Source organism: Streptomyces sp. NPDC059900 (assembly GCF_050270335.1).
GTDB lineage: Bacteria > Actinomycetota > Actinomycetes > Streptomycetales > Streptomycetaceae > Streptomyces.
Genome location: NZ_JBNNJZ010000924.1, coordinates 1 through 2,132, shown reverse-complemented (window position 1 = coordinate 2,132; position 2,132 = coordinate 1). Strand labels below are relative to the sequence as shown.

Genomic DNA, 2,132 nt, shown 5'->3' with positions numbered 1-2,132 from the left:
CTCTGATGCAATGGGGGGTTGATGTGGTTCGGCGTAGCCCTGAAGCACCGGGTTCGGCTCGCCTCGAGCTGGTCGGCGGGGTATCCCTACTCCACCCGGAGGACGCCGTACTGGACGCGATGCTCGACGGCTGGGAGAAGCAACAACGCGGCCGTCGACTGGAGTCCGAGACGATCGACGATCGTCGCCGGATCGTGCGACGGTTCGTGGACTTCAGCGGTGAATATCCGTGGAACTGGACTGCCGCGCACATGGACGAGTGGTCGTTCTCTCTGATCGCCGAGCTCGGGCGAGCGAGGTCCACCGTCCGGGCCTACCAGGGGGCGATCCGCCAATTCTGCGAACTGATCACGTCGCCGCACTACCGGTGGGCGGAGGAGTGCGAAACGCGATTCGGTACGCATCCCGTCCAGATCTGTCATGAGTGGAACACCGCCGCTCACCTGGAGGACTACGAAGGCGACGCCGAACGCAGGCCGTTGACGAGGGCAGAGTGCCAGGCCCTGTTCGACTACGCCGACGACCGCGTCGAGGAAGCGATCAGACTCGGCCGTAAGGGCGCCCTGGCGGCTTACCGGGACGCCACCGTATTCAAGACGATCTACGGGTGGGGTCTGCGATGCCGGGAGGTGTCCCGGCTCGATCTCACGGACTTCTACCGCAACCCCAAGGCCCCGGAGCTGGGCAAGTACGGCATGATGCACGTCCGTTACGGCAAGGCGACCAAAGGCTCGGGACCGCGCCGCCGGATGGTGGCCAGCGTGATGCCCTGGGCCGTGGAGTCGCTGGAGGACTACCTCGTCAACCTCCGGCCACGGTTCAAGCACCACCCCAGCCGCAAGGCCGTGTGGTTGACCGAGCGCGGAGGCCGGCTCCAGCCCCGGGAGATCGAGACCCGGTTCGCCGCCTACCGTGATGCCCTCGGCCTCGACAAGGAACTCGTTCCGCACTGCCTGCGCCACAGCCACGTCACGCACCAGATCGAGGACGGCGTTGATCCGAAGTTCGTACAGGAACAAGTCGGTCACCGCTTCGCATCGACGACAGCCATCTACACCGGGGTCAGCACCGACTTCATGAACACCATGATGCGCAACGCCCTCGACCAAGCCTTCACCACCGAGGAACTGGAGACGGTATGACCGCCAAACTCGACTATCAGTGGCACCTGCGTGACCTTATGGCGGCCCGCGGCATGTTCTCCACCACCGACCTGCGGCCGTTGCTGATCGAGCGGGGCATCAACCTGTCCGCAAGCCAGGTCTTCCGGCTGGTCACCGAGAGGCCGGAACGCCTCAGCATGAAGGTGCTGATGGCACTGCTCGACATCCTGGGCTGCCGCATGGAGGAACTCATCGAGCCGGTCCGCGTCACCGGCAGGCAGCGCAAGACCGCCTCCGGTGAAACTGCTGGACCGGCGACCGGACCGACCGAGAACGGCGTCGGCCCCTTCCGCCCGAAGCGAGCCCGCATCCTCTGACATGCCGCACAGCACCCCGGCCCCGGGACCGCGCTTCTTGACTCACCCGCGGGCCCTCATCATCAACGTCCTCGCCGCCACCGAGCCCGGACTGCCCACCCACGTCATCGAGGCGGCGGTGGACCAGATCGCGAACACTCGAGCCAAACTGCGTCGGCTCGCCCAGGCTCTGGACGCCGCACCGCACTTGCTGACGTCCGGGGCTCCGGAAGGCCCTCGGCTGGTTGAGCTGCTCATCCGCGCACTTAAGCCGCACGGCACGACACATCTGGTCCTCCCGCGGTGCGCGGGTTGCGGGCAGCAATACGCTCTCACTCGCGTCGATGGCCCTCGCCGCCTCTGCGGCAACTGCGGAGGCAAGGTCCGCAGCACCGCCTCGCGGCTGCCCTGCGCGGTCTGCGGCAAGCATCTGCTCGTGGCCGCCCGCGATAACAAAGGGCAGCCGCGCTGCCAGCGCCACCGCCCGCAAGAGACCGACAACGCCGCTCGGATCTGCGCACTCCTGCAGAAGCTGGACACCGGCCTGAACGAGACGACGCTCACGGAGATCGCCGAGCAGACCGCGCCCAAGCCGTTCCAACTCCGCGCGCTTACTGCCGAACTGACCGACCGCCCGGACCTGTTGACCGGGCAGGGCGCCTACGGATCACCC

The 2,132-nt window shown here is 66.8% G+C and carries 2 protein-coding genes and 1 pseudogene; all 3 read left to right on the top strand.

Features of this window, described 5'->3' with window-relative positions; translation table 11 throughout:
* Positions 1-5: 5 nt before the first annotated feature.
* Entirely contained in the window at positions 6-1,142 is a 1,137-nt protein-coding gene (locus ACQKIP_RS45750; RefSeq protein WP_427745702.1) for a tyrosine-type recombinase/integrase, read from the top strand.
* Positions 1,139-1,480 carry a helix-turn-helix domain-containing protein gene (locus ACQKIP_RS45745; protein ID WP_365866462.1) on the top strand — a complete coding sequence of 114 codons (342 nt, stop codon included), beginning with the start codon at positions 1,139-1,141 and terminating at the stop codon, positions 1,478-1,480. The genes ACQKIP_RS45750 and ACQKIP_RS45745 overlap by 4 nt, the downstream gene beginning before the upstream one ends.
* Before the next feature lie 37 nt (positions 1,481-1,517).
* Positions 1,518-2,132: pseudogene (locus ACQKIP_RS45740) on the top strand (hypothetical protein); the annotation flags it as partial.

Excerpts from the sequence above, each read along its gene's own strand:
- ACQKIP_RS45750 (WP_427745702.1), top strand. The coding sequence starts at position 6 with ATGCAATGGGGGGTTGATGTGGTTCGGCGTAGCCCTGAAGCACCGGGT.
- ACQKIP_RS45745 (WP_365866462.1), top strand. The coding sequence starts at position 1,139 with ATGACCGCCAAACTCGACTATCAGTGGCACCTGCGTGACCTTATGGCG.